16 protein-coding genes and 2 pseudogenes are annotated in these 14,971 nt (G+C 54.1%); 12 read left to right on the top strand and 6 right to left on the bottom strand.

Annotated features, from left to right (window positions below; translation table 11 throughout):
- Window positions 1–145: 145 nt before the first annotated feature.
- The 8 genes from GSQ82_RS07730 (at window position 146) to GSQ82_RS07695 (ending at window position 8,872) form a co-directional block, all read left to right on the top strand.
- Window positions 146–1,132, top strand: coding sequence for a MoxR family ATPase (locus tag GSQ82_RS07730; protein WP_158791724.1), 987 nt, complete (start codon window positions 146–148; stop codon window positions 1,130–1,132).
- A 15-nt stretch (window positions 1,133–1,147) separates the two neighbouring features.
- Window positions 1,148–2,077: a DUF58 domain-containing protein gene (locus GSQ82_RS07725; protein WP_158791723.1), complete on the top strand. Its 930-nt coding sequence runs from the start codon at window positions 1,148–1,150 to the stop codon at window positions 2,075–2,077.
- Window positions 2,077–2,535, top strand: coding sequence for a DUF4381 domain-containing protein (locus GSQ82_RS07720; RefSeq protein ID WP_158791722.1), 459 nt, complete (start codon window positions 2,077–2,079; stop codon window positions 2,533–2,535). The genes GSQ82_RS07725 and GSQ82_RS07720 overlap by 1 nt, the downstream gene beginning before the upstream one ends.
- Window positions 2,522–3,565 carry a VWA domain-containing protein gene (locus tag GSQ82_RS07715; RefSeq protein ID WP_158791721.1) on the top strand — a complete coding sequence of 348 codons (1,044 nt, stop codon included), beginning with the start codon at window positions 2,522–2,524 and terminating at the stop codon, window positions 3,563–3,565. Before GSQ82_RS07720 ends, GSQ82_RS07715 begins: the two co-directional genes overlap by 14 nt.
- Window positions 3,566–3,741: 176 nt before the next feature.
- Entirely contained in the window at window positions 3,742–5,169 is a 1,428-nt protein-coding gene (locus GSQ82_RS07710) for a VWA domain-containing protein (protein WP_158791720.1), read from the top strand.
- A complete protein-coding gene (locus GSQ82_RS07705) occupies window positions 5,166–6,485 on the top strand; it encodes a BatD family protein (RefSeq protein ID WP_158791719.1) in 1,320 nt (439 codons plus the stop codon). The genes GSQ82_RS07710 and GSQ82_RS07705 overlap by 4 nt, the downstream gene beginning before the upstream one ends.
- Window positions 6,486–6,907: 422 nt before the next feature.
- Complete coding sequence (locus GSQ82_RS07700) at window positions 6,908–7,852, top strand: formylglycine-generating enzyme family protein (protein ID WP_254061495.1); 945 nt, start codon at window positions 6,908–6,910, stop codon at window positions 7,850–7,852.
- 15 nt (window positions 7,853–7,867) lie between these two features.
- Window positions 7,868–8,872, top strand: coding sequence for an HAD family phosphatase (locus GSQ82_RS07695; RefSeq protein ID WP_158791717.1), 1,005 nt, complete (start codon window positions 7,868–7,870; stop codon window positions 8,870–8,872).
- An 80-nt stretch (window positions 8,873–8,952) separates the two neighbouring features.
- On the opposite strand, the gene GSQ82_RS07690 is transcribed toward GSQ82_RS07695, so the two are convergent.
- On the bottom strand, window positions 8,953–9,726 hold the full coding sequence (locus GSQ82_RS07690; RefSeq protein WP_158791716.1) for a hypothetical protein: 774 nt from the start codon (window positions 9,724–9,726) through the stop codon (window positions 8,953–8,955).
- Window positions 9,727–9,845: 119 nt separating this feature from the next.
- On the opposite strand from GSQ82_RS07690, the pseudogene GSQ82_RS25005 reads away from it, so the two are divergent.
- Window positions 9,846–10,079: pseudogene (locus GSQ82_RS25005) on the top strand (transposase); the annotation flags it as partial.
- On the top strand, window positions 10,067–10,657 hold the full coding sequence (locus GSQ82_RS24530; RefSeq protein WP_371417180.1) for an IS5 family transposase: 591 nt from the start codon (window positions 10,067–10,069) through the stop codon (window positions 10,655–10,657). The pseudogene GSQ82_RS25005 and the gene GSQ82_RS24530, both read left to right, overlap by 13 nt.
- A gap of 8 nt (window positions 10,658–10,665) precedes the next feature.
- Here GSQ82_RS24530 and GSQ82_RS07675 read toward each other — a convergent pair whose 3' ends face one another.
- Entirely contained in the window at window positions 10,666–10,920 is a 255-nt protein-coding gene (locus tag GSQ82_RS07675) for a hypothetical protein (protein ID WP_158791713.1), read from the bottom strand.
- A 117-nt stretch (window positions 10,921–11,037) separates the two neighbouring features.
- On the opposite strand from GSQ82_RS07675, the pseudogene GSQ82_RS07670 reads away from it, so the two are divergent.
- Window positions 11,038–11,523: pseudogene (locus tag GSQ82_RS07670) on the top strand (HAD-IC family P-type ATPase); the annotation flags it as partial.
- Between the two features lie 615 nt (window positions 11,524–12,138).
- Window positions 12,139–13,386 (top strand): integrase arm-type DNA-binding domain-containing protein, encoded by a 1,248-nt coding sequence (locus tag GSQ82_RS07665; RefSeq protein ID WP_158791712.1) that lies wholly within the window; start codon window positions 12,139–12,141, stop codon window positions 13,384–13,386.
- Here GSQ82_RS07665 and GSQ82_RS07660 read toward each other — a convergent pair.
- The 4 genes from GSQ82_RS07660 to GSQ82_RS07645 form a co-directional block, all read right to left on the bottom strand.
- Complete coding sequence (locus tag GSQ82_RS07660; protein WP_158791711.1) at window positions 13,357–13,605, bottom strand: AlpA family transcriptional regulator; 249 nt, start codon at window positions 13,603–13,605, stop codon at window positions 13,357–13,359. The two genes, GSQ82_RS07665 and GSQ82_RS07660, sit on opposite strands and share 30 nt — an antisense overlap.
- Before the next feature lie 55 nt (window positions 13,606–13,660).
- Window positions 13,661–13,840, bottom strand: coding sequence for a hypothetical protein (locus tag GSQ82_RS07655; protein WP_158791710.1), 180 nt, complete (start codon window positions 13,838–13,840; stop codon window positions 13,661–13,663).
- 36 nt (window positions 13,841–13,876) lie between these two features.
- Window positions 13,877–14,062, bottom strand: coding sequence for a hypothetical protein (locus tag GSQ82_RS07650; protein ID WP_158791709.1), 186 nt, complete (start codon window positions 14,060–14,062; stop codon window positions 13,877–13,879).
- A 317-nt stretch (window positions 14,063–14,379) separates the two neighbouring features.
- Window positions 14,380–14,958, bottom strand: a complete 579-nt coding sequence (locus tag GSQ82_RS07645; protein ID WP_158791708.1) for a hypothetical protein — start codon at window positions 14,956–14,958, stop codon at window positions 14,380–14,382.
- Window positions 14,959–14,971 lie beyond the last annotated feature (13 nt).

Raw genomic sequence — 14,971 nt, 5'->3', positions numbered from 1 at the left:
AGTCGCTTGGCAGGCGCGTTATGCGGGACCTCTTGACCTGTCATATATAGCAGTCACAGGAGGGCGATTCGGTCTGTATTCTGACCGCCAGCACAAGACCAAGGTACTGGTAGAGACAACAGGGCGAAGGAACAGGTGGCTGGAAATGACGGTGCGTGATTCTCTACTCGATCTGCAGAAACAGGTCGGAGAAACTGTCCTCGGTCAACAAGGGATGATCGAGCGGCTCATTCTAGGTCTCCTCGCAAACGGGCATCTTCTCGTAGAAGGTCTTCCTGGGCTTGCTAAAACTCGCGCTATCAAAAAAATGTCTCACTTTTTAGACGCTGGCTTATCTCGCATTCAGTTCACTCCTGATCTTCTTCCTTCCGATATCACGGGATCGGAGATTTACTACAGCGCTGAAGGTAAGGGCGAGTTCCGCTTCCAGCCTGGTCCGGTGTTCAACAATCTTGTCCTTGCAGACGAGATCAATCGCGCTCCGGCAAAGGTGCAGTCGGCGCTGCTTGAGGCGATGGAGGAGCGCCAAGTAACCGTGGCAGGTAAGACCCATGCCCTGCCTCCTCTCTTTCTTGTGATGGCGACACAAAACCCGATCGAACAGGAGGGCACCTATCCTCTTCCCGAGGCGCAGCTTGATCGTTTCCTGATGCATGTCTACGTCGATTATCCAGAGGAGAGATCGGAACGCAATATTATGCTGCTGGTTCGGGGAGAAGAACAGGCTAGCGACAGTACCGTAGCCGCGACTTCATCATCGGCGATACAGCGTGTTCAGCAAGATGTGATATTTGCTGCTCGCAAGGAGGTCCATGACATACAGATGGCTACTGCAGTCGAAGACTATATCGTTGCGCTGATTGAGGCGACACGGTATCCCGAGCGATACGATAAGGAACTTAGAAAGTGGATCCAGATTGGGGCGAGTCCGCGCGGAACAATCGGTCTCGATAAGTGTTCGCGTGCCTATGCGTGGCTTAAAGGACGAGACTATGTACGTCCGGACGATGTGCAAGCGATTGTTCACGATGTGCTTCGTCATCGTCTGCTGCTCAGCTACGACGCGCAGGCGGGTGGTGTTAAAGCAGATCAGGTAATCAGCAAGGTTGTTGAATTAGTTGCTGTTGCGTGAGCAGAGGATCTTACTATGGGAGCTTATGCGGAACTTGATTCGCTGATTGCATTGCAGTTCAAGGCGAGAGGCTTCACGCTGATGCACACCCAGCCGGTGCATAGTCTGCTGTTTGGCAGACGGTCCTCTCATGTGCGCGGACGCGGCCTTGACTTTGAGGAGATGCGTAATTATGTCTCTGGTGACGATGTTCGCAGTATCGATTGGCGTGTAACGGCTCGCATGCAGAAGCCTTTTGTTCGAGTCTATTCCGAAGAGCGCGATCGCCCAACCATGTTGGTTGTCGATCAAAGAATCAATATGTTCTTCGGTAGTCGCGTATCGATGAAGTCCGTGGTTGCAGCTGAGATTGCTGCATTGGCTGCATGGCGCGTCTTTCAACAGGGTGACCGCATCGGAGCTTTCGTCTTTAACGACGAGAAGGCAGAAGAAGTTCGCATGCATCGCAGCCGTGCAAATGTGTTGAGAGTTCTGGATCGAATCTCGCAACAAAACCGCCAGCTCCGTGGTGATTTGACCGTACCTTCACAACCAGATCGCCTGAACGAAGTCATTGAGGCAGTCGCGCGAACGTGCCGACATGATGCGCTTATTATCATCGCCAGTGATTTCGATGGTGCAGACCAGAAGACGAGAGATCTTCTTATGAATCTCTCACAATCAAACGATGTTATATGCTGCCTGATCTATGATGCGTTGGCCGTGAAGCTCCCCGCGGCGGAGCAACTTGTGGTGAGTAATGGTCAACTTCAGGTTGAGCTTCTGCTGGGGCAAGAGAAGATCCGCAATAGCATACTCGATGCATCCGATAAACGCATCCAGTCGATACTCTCCTGGCATAAGGAGATCGGTACGCCTGTGCTGCCAATCAGCACTGTGGAGGATGTGGCGATGCAACTGCGTCATCTTCTTGGCGACATAGCATCCATTCGGAGGAGGATTTGATGAAGCTAACTCCTAATGCCGCTCTGGAAAATCTCCACGATTACTGTCAGCCCGCACCACCCTCCTGGGTTCCCCAAACTATTGGCTGGTACGCACTATTCGCAGTCGTGGGATTGTCGTTTCTCTGGCTTATCGGCTCCATGATTCACGGATGGTTCAAGGATCGTTATCGGCGCGAAGCTCTACGAGAGCTTGCCACCGCGACGCCGAGGCAGTTCTCTGCCCTGCTCAAGCGAACTGCGCTTTGTGCATGGCCACGAGATAAGGTCGCCTCACTCAGCGGGGATGCATGGCTTAGGTTTCTTGATAAGGCGGTGGGACGCAATCTTTTTCAAAGCGCGCCGTGCAATCGCATTGAGGAGATGGCCTTTCAAAAAAGCACAGCATCGACAGAAGAGGAACAGGTACTGAGAACTTCTGTCGCCGAGTGGATTCGGAGGCATCGTGTACAGGCTTGAATACCCCTGGATACTCGCGATACTACCGCTCCCGTTACTCGTGTACTGGTTGTTGCCTCCCTATAAAGAAGAGCAAGACTCCCTGAGATTGAGTTTTTTCTCTTACATCAGTTCAGCAATCGGCATCACGCCACAGGCAGGTGCTGTAATTATCAAGACCAACTGGCTGCAAAAGATTCTTGCTCCTGTCTGCTGGGGTCTGATTGTCGTAGCTCTGGCGAGACCGCAGAGGGTAGAGCCTCCGATCCAGAAGATCCAACCGGGAAGAGATGTCATGATTGCGTTGGATATCTCCCAGTCGATGGAGACGAGTGACTTCCACTCCACTGATGGTAAGCGTTTGAGACGAGTTGATGCCGTAAAGCAGGTTGTGACTGATTTCATTCAGAAGCGCAAGAATGATCGCATTGGCCTGATCGTTTTTGGTCAAGCAGCCTTTCCAGTAACTCCTTTTACGCTCGACCATGATGCCTGCATCAAGATCCTTAAACAGATAGATGTAGGGATGGCTGGACCCCAGACGATGATTGGCGATGCGATTGGCCTAGCGATAAAACAGTTTGATAATAGCGATGCAAAACAGCGTGTCATGATCCTGCTGACTGACGGCAACGACACCGGAAGCCGCATGCCACCCCTGAAAGCTGCCGAGATTGCAAGTCAACGCGGCATCACGATTCACGTAGTCGGCATCGGTGACCCACACGCTGCCGGGGAGTACAAGGTGGACTACGCAGCACTCGGGGGCATTGCAAAGGCTACAGGCGGTCAGCTATTTCACAGTGAAAACCGTGGTGAACTTGAAAAAGCATATACGACGCTTGACGCCATCACACCACAAAATTTTAGAATGCTTAGCTATCAACCAAAGAGCGAACTCTTCATGATTCCACTGGGGGCGGCAGTACTCCTGCTAACTGGCTATCACGTCGTGATGGTAATCGCGAGCTTTATGGTACGTATTTTTACCAACCATGAACGGCTGCCCGATGAAGTATCCGCGTCTTCGATTCTCAAGGTGCACTTGTGAGGAGTTGGTGGGCTGCTCTGCATTTTATACAGCCGAAGTGGCTATGGCTTTTATCGTCCATTCCGTTGATCTATCTGTCGTTCCATCTTCGCCACAACGTTCGAGCGCGCTGGAAGCGTTACATCGATCCCGCGCTGTTAGACCATCTGATCGTCTCACCTGGAAGAAGATGGCGATTGCGGCCCATCCACATGATCTGCCTATTGATCGCTCTCGGAGCCATCGCACTTGCTGGGCCGACCTGGAGGCGGGAGCAGCCGCCTTTTACAGAGGACAAAGCGCCGCTAGTCATAGCACTGGATCTCTCTCAAACGATGGATGCAATCGATCTCGACCCAACACGGATCGAGCGTGCGAAGTTGAAATTACGCGATTTGCTAAAGGTTCGTAACGGAGCACGTACCGCTTTGTTTGTGTACTCCGGAACGACACACATGGTTCTTCCGTTTACGATGGACAACTCGCTCTTCGATCTCTATCTGGATTCACTCACGACTTCATTGATGCCGGGCCAAGGGAAAGATAGCGCGAAGGCTCTTCATACTATCGAGGATTTTCTGAAAGACGAGACTATTCCTGGGACAATTTTATTCGTAACAGATGGAATCGAACCGCACGCAATCGCTGCGTTTAGGCAGTTCACAGCACGGAACACGGATAAGGATGACATTCTTGTCATGGGGGTGGGCACGTCTCAAGGTGGGCCGGTGAGGGCTTCTGGAAATCGATTACTCGATGACTCTTCCGGTCGTCGCGTTTTTTCGAAGCTGGACGTTAGTGCGTTGCGTTCTTTGAGCAGCATCGGAGTTCCGGCAACGACGCTTACGCTCAACGACGATGATATCCGTTGGATTCAGCGCCGCGTACAACATCATCTGGATGCAGTACAGCAAAACAACATTAAAACCCGCTGGGTAAACGAGGGCTACTGGCTGACCATCCCCATCGCTGCAATCGCTGTCTTCTGGTTTCGCAGAGGCTGGACGGTACGCTGGACCTCAACCGCTCTAACCGCATTGATTCTTCTGCCATCGCCTGTGGGTAATGCTAATTTTTCGTGGCTCGACCTATGGCTGACTCCGGATCAGCAGGGGCGGTATTACATGGAGAAGAGGGAGTATCAAAAAGCGGCGGGGCGTTATCAAGATTCGATGTGGAAGGGTCTCGCCCTGATTCGGGCTGGGGATGACGAAGATGCACTCAATGCTTTTGCTCTCAGTGACTCTGCCGAATCCTGGTACAACCAAGGCAATGCGCTCGCACATTTAGGCAGATATTCAGAGGCGGCCCAGGCATACCAACGAGCGTTAGCGCAGCGACCTGCATGGCAGGAGGCGAAGGATAATCTCGAACTGGTCCGATCTTTCATTCCCAAGGAGAAGAAGAAGGAAGACGAAGAAGGGACAGAGATACCTCCAAACCTTCCTCCCGATCAGATAAAGTTCGACGAAAAAGGCAAGGGCGGCAAGAGGGCGAAGATACAGCAGATGAAGGTCGATCCAACAAAGATGGCGGACATCTGGATGCGCAACATTCAAACTACACCGGCAGATTTTCTTCGGCTGCGGTTTGCAATTCAAGCTGCACAGGAGAGGAACAGGTGAAGTCCTTCGTCTTCTCCATGCTGATGGCCGTAGCTATTATTTATTGCCCTGCGCAGGCTCCGGTGATTCGCGCAAGGCTGGTTCCTGCTAAAGGGATCATTGTTGGCCAACCCGTGCATCTCACGGTTGAGGTATTGGTTCCTAACTTTTTTACCGGCAGCCCTGACTTCCCGACCTTTGATCTGGAAGATGCAATCGTCGTACTCTCCGAAGATACTCCCGCAAATATGAGCGAGCAGATCAGTGGACAGACCTACGCAGGCATAAGTCGAACTTACTTGATTTATCCGCAACAAGCAGGCGACTTTAAGTTACCGCCGGCGCAGTTCACTGTGCCTTACGCAAAATCTCCACCGAAGACAGCACAAGCAGTCCTAACATTGCCGCCACTCACCTTTCATGCAGATATTCCTGCCGCAGCAAGAGGTCTTGATTATTTCCTGCCAACGACAAGACTGACCATGCAGCAGAAGTGGAGCGCTCCGCTTAACAAACTCCGAGTGGGTGATACGGTGGAGCGCACCATCATGATCACGGCACTCCGCATGCAGGGGATGCTAATTCCGCCAATGCAGCTGCAAGCACCCAACGGCATTCGAATCTATCCTGACGAACCAAAGGTCCAGGATCAGAAGACGGATCGGGGCGAGTTCATCTTTGGAAGCCGCCTCGAATCCGCCAAATATTTTATCCAGAAGGAGGGTGACTATACCCTGCCTGCGATTGAGTTGAGGTGGTGGAACCTCAGCTCGAATCGACTAGTCACCGCGACTATTCCGGCAGTTCATTTCACTGCAACACCTAACCCAAGCTATGTTGCAGAACTCCCGCCAGAGCCGGAGGTTGTCACTACCGCGCAACCACGGCCAGCGAGTCTTTGGAGCAGATACAGATGGATTGTGACAGCGGCACCGGTGTTGTGTTTAGCGATAGCGAGTGTCTGGTTTGCTTACAGTTATTTACCCAAATTAGTGATTATTTTGATGAGGAGACGAGAACGGTATCTTCGTTCTGAGTCTGCGTATTTTCGCAATCTCGTTCGGGCATGCCGAAACGACCAGCCGCAAGGTGCATATCAGTGGCTACTCCATTGGCTTGAGAGCTCAAACCCCAAGGAGACGCTGAATCACTTTCTCGAGCGCAGCAAGGATGAACAACTTACACAGCAGATCGATGCTCTTGCCGAGACCCTCTTCGGAAAAGATCCAGTCAACGTATGGAATGGAACAGCCATGGCCGGTCGACTGCGTGAACATCGGAAGACTGCTTCATCGCGACGGGAATCGCAGACAAGGTTGCCACTACTCAATCCATAACGACCTGTCAGTTAATACAGTTTCGATGATTCAGACCAAACCTTAGGGTAGGAGTGTCTTCGGAAGTTCACGACCGCCGACTGTTTCGCAGTCCTGTTTCGATGAGGAAGTTCATCTGAGGCTGCTGCTCGGAGGATTTGATGCAGAACTCTAATAGGGGCATAACGATAGCTAGTCCAAAGGTATGTAGGGCACTTCCATGGAGCTTAGTGGCTCTATCCATCGCCGCTATTGTTGGCATTGCTGCCTGGAAGTTATCTTCAACACAGAGTGCCGCTGCGGCTATCGCCCCGCCGTCACTTCCAGAAGGTCTAGAGATGACAGCACCGTCTAGTCCGGCGATGAGTACTATCTCTAACGGGATAGTTTTTACCCCTACGGTGCCTAACAAAATACTCGCATCCGGAAGACATCTGCAGGGTATGACGTGGATTCCAGGCGGCGAGTTCTCGATGGGTGCGCAGAACCCTCCCGACATGGAGCACGATCACATCGGCATGAAGGCCACCGAGGATTCGCGCCCGGTCCATCGTGTCTATGTGGATGGTTTTTGGATGGACAAAACCGATGTCACCAATGCGGAGTTTGCGAGGTTCGTCGCTGCGACTCACTACATGACTGAAGCAGAGCGAACGCCCAAAGCAGAAGATTTTCCAGGTGCTCCGCCAGAGAATCTCGTTGCTGGAGCTGTCGTGTTCTCTCCACCTGAGGAGGCCGTTCCGCTCAATGATCATATGCAGTGGTGGAGCTATGTCAAAGGTGCGAACTGGCGTCATCCCAGCGGCCCAGGCAGTAGCATTAAAGGGAAGGAAAACTATCCAGTCGTCGACATCTCCTACGATGACGCAATGTCCTATGCGAAGTGGGCCGGCAAGCGACTTCCGACTGAGGCGGAGTGGGAGTTCGCGGCTCGCGGCGGTCTAACTGGCAAGACTTTCGTGTGGGGCGACTCTTTCAGTCCGGACGGAAAGTATATGGCGAATACCTTCCAAGGCCACTTTCCTAACAAGAATACAAACGAAGATGGATTCAGCACCACCTCTCCCGTGACGAAGTTTCCTCCTAACGGATACGGTCTCTATGACATGGCCGGGAACGTGTGGCAGTGGACATCAGATTGGTATCGCCCGGACTACTATCGGCAACTGGCTGCCTCAGGAGCTATTAGCCGCAATCCTACTGGTCCTGACAACTCCTTTGATCCTGCGGAGCGTGGAGTACCCAAGCGGGTTATGCGAGGCGGGTCTTTCCTTTGTACCGATCAGTACTGCTCCAGATACATGGTAGGAACTCGTGGCAAAGGCGAGGCCTCCACAGGCACTAACCACTTAGGTTTTCGCTGTGTGAGGTCTGTGCCGCACAGTTGATAGCAGGAGAGGTGAATGAACAAATTCCTTCGCGTCACGTTCTGTGTTTGTCTCTCTATCACTCTGTCCATTGTTTCTGTTCGACCAGCTGCGGCACAGTCCGATCCTCTTCCATCCTGGAACGATACCGCGGCCAAGAAGAACATTGAATCCTTTGTAGACCGCGTCACCAAAGACGGCGGCCCGGACTTCGTTCCTCCGGCCGAACGAATCGCTACCTTCGACAACGACGGCACCCTTTGGGTTGAGTCACCTGTTTATACACAAATAGCTTTTGCTTTCGACCGCATTAAAGAGATGGCGCCACAGCATCATGAGTGGAAGACAAAGCAGCCCTATAAGGGGATTCTCGAAGATGACAGGAAAGCCATTGCTGCCAGTGGAGAGAAGGGGTTGGTGGAGATTACACTTGCGACCAGCACTGGCATCACCGATGCGGAGTTTGAGAAGTCGGTCTCGGACTGGATGGCGAAGTCTCACGATCAAAGATTCAATCAGCATTACAACGAACTCATCTATCAGCCAATGGTCGAACTGCTTGCGTATCTCCGCAGCAATGGTTTCAAGACATTCATAGTCTCCGGTGGAGAGCAGGAGTTTATGCGTCCCTGGGCTGAGAAGGCGTACGGCATACCGCCTGAACAGATACTCGGCTCCACGATGAAGACTCAGTTTGAGATGCGTGACGGACAGCCGATCCTCATGCGTCTGCCGCAAATCAATTTCGTCGATGACGGTCCAGGCAAGCCGGTCGGCATTAATGAATTTATTGGCCGGCGTCCCATTCTTGCCTTCGGTAATTCCGATGGCGATCTTCAGATGCTCGAGTGGACGGCAGCCGGTCTCGGGCCGCGGCTGATGCTTCTGCTGCATCATACCGACTCTGTTCGTGAATATGCCTACGATCGCCAGTCCTCCGTTGGGCGGCTCGACAAGGCTCTCGACGAAGCCATTGCCAAAGGGTGGACTGTAGTCAGCATGAAGGATGATTGGAAGAAGGTCTTTGCTTTTCAACCTTGAGGCTGAAGTTTAGAACCACATTCCAACAGCCGACGGCGGCACTCTCACAAGGTTCACATGCAAGACGTATGAACTTACTCTCAATGAGCTCCGACGGGCTGGTAGTCAGAGTTTGTAGTTGTCACCTGCAGTTGTTTTGCAGTCGCACTAAGAACGCTCTGCTGCACGTAGTTGGTTCCGTCCGGTAGGCTCGCAAACTGCACAGACAGAGTCACCGTATCTTTTGGATCGTCCATCCATGTCTTTACATTTAGCGAGCTGATCTTCCTGGCGGCAGTGTTGAAAGCGATGGTCATCTCGTCGCCAGGCTGCGCGTAGTTCTTGAATACAATCTGTGCGAGGCCGGTGTCCCCTGCCGCGCTCAAAGAAGCATTACCTGCCTGGAAGGCCTGTTGCATGCGCTGTGGGTCGGGTGGTATGTACATGGCGATTACCTTTTTCACCCCTCCCATGTAATCCTTCATCTCTTCTTTCTTCTTCGCGATGATCCTCTGCTTGAGTCTTCCTCCGCTAGGGGCCTGGGGCGAAGCGCTTATGGGGGTCTTTTGCACCTTCCCATCCGGGCCATACACGCACATGGATTGCGAGGCAGGCTTGGTGTCGCCCTTGAGCGTAAGTTGCGTCGTCTCTATCCATTGATACTTATGCAGCTTTTGTTGGTTTTCGGCGGCTGATTGTTTTATTGCCGATAATTTCTGTTGTAAATCTCTTCCCGCCTGAACACCTGTCTGGGCGGTTGCAGGGAGGGTAGCTGTCAAAATTACGGTGGCGATCAGAGCTGTACGAGTTTTAGTATTTTTGAATGCCGATATCGCAGGTTGGATGGAATAGCTGTTGACGTTAGCTTGGCTCATTTGTAACTCCTATCACTTGCGGTGGAGAGACCTTCATTCCTTAGAGCATGTTTCATAAATAGATTCGGCCTCAAGCTGTGGACTTCTGCATGAGGTGGGTGGCTTGTTGAACTTTTTGCATGAGCAAGAAGCGTTTTGAGTTGTTGAGCGAGAGGCAGTGGGATCTGATTGCGCCTCTTCTGCCTGAGCCGAAGCTTCGCAAGGACAAGCGCGGCCGTCCGTGGGCTTCCAACCGGGCGTGCCTGGAGGGCATTCTGTGGGTGCTGCAGACGGGCGCTGCGTGGCGATTTCTTCCTGACAAGTATCCTTCCCCAGCGACCTGCTGGCGACGTCTGAAGCAATGGGAAGAGCAGGATGTGTGGCTCGATGCGTGGCGAACACTGCTGGGTGCGCTCGATGGCGAAGGCCTGCTGAAGTGGGAGGAGACATTCCTGGACGGCAGCTTCGCTCCGGCCAAAAAGGGGGCTCCGCAGTCGGTAAAACCAAGCGCGGCAAGGGCACGAAGTGGATGGTACTGGTCGACGGTGGCGGTCTTCCGCTGGGAGTTCGGCTGGAAAGTGCCTCTCCGGGAGAAGTTACGCTTGCGGAAGCCACGCTCGCCGAAGTCAAAGTCCCTCGCCCCAAAGGCAGGCCGCGGCAGAAGCCGAAACGGGTGATCGCCGACCGCGCCTACGACTCCGACCCGCTGCGTGAGCGGCTCAAAAAGCGAGGCATCGACCTCATCGTTCCGTATCGCGAAAACAACAAGAAGAGAAAATATGAAGATGGCAGAAAGCTCAGGCGCTACAAACGCCGATGGATCATCGAACGGACCAACGCATGGCTCGGGCAGTTCCGCAGACTCCTCGTCCGCCATGAGAACCTCCTCTCGACTTACAGAGCCTTCTTCTATCTCGCTTGCCTCTGGATCACAATGCGCAGGTGTTTATGAAACACGCTCTAGGCTAATAGCGTCATGGCATTGCTCATCCGGTTGACGACATCATGAACGGCTCCCTCAACCGCGGCGATGCCGACTTGTCCCATGCGAGCCTCCATTACCTTACCGACGCAGCGGATGCGACGAACCGGAGGAGTCAGAAACAAATCTTGTACCTCATGAGGCTCGATCACAAAGTGACCATTCGGCTTCTTCCAGTCCGAAGTAATCTTTGCAAGAAACTTGTTTGGCGCCACATCGGCTGATGCGGGCATCCTCGATGCACATCCGACTTTCTGTCGTCGCCGTGAAGTTTATGTCGCGACTGAAATAGACATCATCCAGAACCTGTCACACAGGGGACGGAGCTATTGCGTCGGGACGGGAGAACAATGGTCACAGGCGACAACCACGCGACCGCCGAGGCAGTTGCACGGAAGCTTGGCATTGACTTCGAAGCCGATGTGCTGCCTGACAAAAAAGCTGCGGTCGTGAAAAGGCTGCAGGATGATGGCGCAATTGTCGCGATGGATGGCGACGGAGTCAACGACGCCCCAGCCTTGGCACAGGCTCATATCGGTATCGCGATGGGAACAGGAACGGACGTTACGATGAAGACGGGTGGGATCACCCTGGTAAAAGGCGACCTCCGGGGCATTGTGAAGGCTCGAAGATTGAGTCATCGCACGATGAATAACATTCGCGAGAACCTCTTCTTTGCCTTTTTCTACAACGCCCTCGGTGTCCCGCTGGCAGCGGGCGTTCTTTACCCTGCGTTTGGTCTGCTTTTAAATCCGATGATCGCCGCCGCCGCCATGAGCCTCAGCTCGGTTTCGGTGATTGCCAATGCGCTTAGGTTGCGGACTGCGAAGCTCTGACTCCGCATGAGTAGATCAGCTTAGCCTTCGAAGCGGCCTAAGCGGAGGGATTTGATTAGAAGAGTTTCAAGATATATCGAGAACGTGGGGGATGTCTTGCCTCGATCACTGCTAATGTCAGTTTCCTTTGGGCCCAGCTCCTTCGATCAAGAGGGAAGGAAGATTAATTGCGATTCGCGGTAAAATGGTCTTGGAGAAAAGCGACAAACGGGGTATCCGCCACGTTTGAATCGCGGATCTTCAATAGTTGCAATGCATGTGAGTCCGACTGGGGATTCGAACTTCGGTTAGTTGTTTTGAAAGTCCAAATTGGTGCTTTACGGGCCTGTTTGAGCCACAACTGGATGTGGGTAACGATGTGGGTAGCGGCAGCAACAACGCTATCTAAGGTATTTAGATTCAGTGGATGCTATTCCCTGGGGGGGCAACCAGTTCATGTCCCGGCAAGTCCCATAACATCCCTTCTACCCCCACAAAGTGCTGTATTTCCTGTAGTCTTCGGCTAGTGCCGTTGCATTACGTCCCATTACGTCCCATAACAGCCCGACCATTTGGGGGTAGAAAGTTGGGGGTAGAGGGAGGCGGTCAACTGGAAAATGGGGGTAGAGGAAAAACATGAAGCTGACAGACTTACAAGTGAGGTCCGCAAAGCCAACGGACAAGAAGTACAAGCTCGCCGACGGAGGCGGTCTTTACCTGCTCGTGTCACCGAACGGTAGCAAGCTGTGGCACTGGAAGTACAGAGTGGAGGGTAAGGAGAAGCTGATGGCTTTCGGGCCCTATCCCGAGGTCACGATAGCCAAAGCACGAGACTTGCACACCAGAGCACGCAAGGCACTGGACGCAGGCACCGACCCGATGCGCGAGCGCAAGAACGAAAAGATCGCGGCGGTGATCGCGGCAAATACCGCAAAGGATAATTCCTTCGAGTCGGTCGCGAGGGCGTGGCACACGCATTGGTCCAAGGGCAAGGACGCCGCCAACGTAGGGCGCTGCCTGCGGGCGATGGAGACGAACCTGTTTCCAACGCTGGGTTCGCTTCCCGTTACAGAGATCAAGACTTCGTTGTTCGTTGTCGCCCTTAAGCAGATCGAGAACCGGGGAGCGCCTGAGGTGGCGCGTCGCACGCTTGGCACTATCAACAAGATCTACAGGTACGCGAGTGCGCATGATCTCGCTGAACGCAACCCTGTCGCTGATCTGAAACCGGGCACCATCCTGGTTGGCGCACCAGTCGAGCACTTCGCCCGCGTCGATGTAGACGAACTGCCAGGGCTGCTACGAAAGATCGAGGTCTATCGAGGTGCTTCGCTCACCCGGCTGGCGATCAAGTTGATGGCGCTGACCTTTGTGCGCACGCAGGAGCTGATCAAGGCGAGGTGGAGTGAGTTCGACTTCCAGAAGAACCTGTGGACGATACCGGCCCACCGGATGAAGCAGGTGAAGAACGTGACACCACACATCGTGCCGCTCTCAAAGCAAGCCTTGGACGTGCTCGCACAGTTGCGCGAGGCAGCCGACAATGCAGACCTTCTGTTCCCCTGTGAGCGTGGGGGTACGAAGACGATGAGTAACAACACCATCCTTTATGCGCTTGAGAGGATGGGCTACAAGGGCGAGATGACCGGCCATGGCTTCCGGGGCCTCGCATCGACGATCCTGAATGAGTCTCGCGATCCGCGCTTCGACCCGAAGCACATCGAGGTGCAGCTTGCACACGTCGAGCGCAACAAGGTGACCGCTGCCTACAATGCAGCCGTCTACCTCGAAGATCGCACGGAGATGATGCAGTGGTGGGCAGACTACTTGGATGGGGCCCGGCAGAAGCGACGCTTAGGCGGCCTGTTCGCCGCCGCGGGATAACTGCTCCCGCTGCTCCATCCACTGGAGGATGTCGGCCTCGACCCAGGCAACGGCACGCGGCCCGATATTTATGGGACGTGGAAACTCGCAGGCAGTGATCTGGCGGTAGATCGTCGTGCGCGAGAGTCCGGTGGACTCTTTCACCTGAGGCAGGCGGAGGAACTTCTTACCGTTGGGGGAAGGAACTGGTTGCGGGAGGGTAGTAGTCGACGTGCACATGCTACTCAATACCCAAACGCGGGGCCCTACAGTGAATAAGTTTTAAAATTATTTTTCAGCGGTGTTGCGGAAGCGCTCTAGGGTAGCTTCGAACTCTCCACTCTCCACTCTCCAGGTACTCATCGACGGTGCGACTGTCGATGAACTCGGTGGCAGCGCCAGGCCGACGGAGCCGAGTGAAGAGTCCGGCACCCGTTAGGCCCATCAGGAATGCGACGTATCCGTTGCTTGCCATCAGATCCTCCGTCGTCACGTAGTGTACGCGACACCGCTACAGATCGTGGCTGTCCGTGATGTAGCCACAGGCGGGGATTGCTGCAGGCTGAGGCGGTGGCGGTGTGAGGTTGTCGAGCCGACGCTTGCTCCTGCGAGAGATCCGATACTTGAGCGACTCGACGGTCATGCTGAGATCCATGGGGATCTCGATGGGCTTGCGGTCTGGTGATGGCGTTGACATGGTGTGCTCCTTCGGTGGTTGAGGGTGAGGTTGCGGTGCTGTTGATGGTGGGATCTACCAGCCTTGACACACGGAGTCGATCACTTCCTGGTAACTCAGCAGATATTTTTTCTTGCCGCGCACGCTGACGAAGTACCTACCGTCTGCTGGGTCGTCGCCGTCGGAGAGGTCGTAGACGCGCGAACGTGTGTCTGAAGACCCTTACGACCTTGTGAAATCCCGGGCCAGCCGGAAGGTGGGGTCGGGACCGGTGATCCGGGCGACCCACTCCTCCGGCTGGTAGTTGTTCACGCGGCGGTTGACGGTAAGCCGTACCATTACTGCACCGCCGTTTCAGCCTGGGGCATGAAGATGTTCTCGTAGGCATCGTCGTCGTCGGGATCGAAGATGTCCATTCCGATCGGGATGATCGTCCCGGGCGGAGTGAAGGAGTAGGTGGCCACCTTGAGGTGCTTGTTCCAGCCCAACTTCATCCCCAAGCGCGTGACGAAGAGGCTGGAGAAGGTCTTCGTCTCCCAAGAAAAGTAGTTACGCTGGACTTTCTGCTTCAGATCCCCCTCGTGCTCGGGGATGGTGTCCTGCAGGGACGAGGCCCACTGCTTAGCGGTCATCTCCTGACCCACAAGCCGAGGATTCTCCGCGAGGATCTCGGTCATCAGCTTAAGGACGACGCGGGTGTCAGCCTGCTGGCCTTCCTGCTGCTTGCTCACCCAGCGGAAGAGTTCGCGAGCTTCGTCACCCCAGCCCTCGTGGTTCGCACAGCGCTGACAGAAGGAACCGAAGTCGGCCATGGAGAACACGGTCTTAGTGTCGGCGGGCGTGTTGGCCAGCGCGATGATGCAGCGTGCAAGGTCAGGGATCAGCTCGTTCCACATCGCATTACGCCGGGCCTGCATGTTCGGGCTAATG

It is taken from the genome of Granulicella sp. L60 (assembly GCF_009765825.1).
Lineage (GTDB): Bacteria > Acidobacteriota > Terriglobia > Terriglobales > Acidobacteriaceae > Edaphobacter.
The sequence above is the reverse complement of the archived record's forward strand: the minus strand, read 5'-3'. Positions and strand labels throughout refer to the sequence as shown.